Here is a 202-nt window from a genome sequence, read left to right as displayed (position 1 = left end):
TGGTAAAATATCTATCTGCGTCTTATGCTGTTCCTCTTCTTTTTCAAGCTCTACCATTGATTGCCGAGCGGCTTCAAACGTATTTTTATCCTCTATCAGCCTGATGTCACCCGAACCTGCGTCGCCACATGCCTTAGCCAGCCGTTGTTGCGCGAGATCACGAAGCACAGCTAAGCCCAAATCAACTTGAATCAGTTCCTCG

The 202-nt window shown here is 47.5% G+C and carries 1 protein-coding gene; it reads right to left on the bottom strand.

Translation table 11 applies throughout. The annotated features are described in order from the left end of the window. Positions 1-202: hypothetical protein (locus A6R74_RS22750; protein ID WP_165603361.1), on the bottom strand; the 202-nt coding region annotated here is incomplete at both ends.

It is taken from the genome of Halomonas sp. ALS9, assembly GCF_001651035.1.
Lineage (GTDB): Bacteria > Pseudomonadota > Gammaproteobacteria > Pseudomonadales > Halomonadaceae > Vreelandella.
This window is presented reverse-complemented; position numbering and strand designations above follow the sequence as displayed.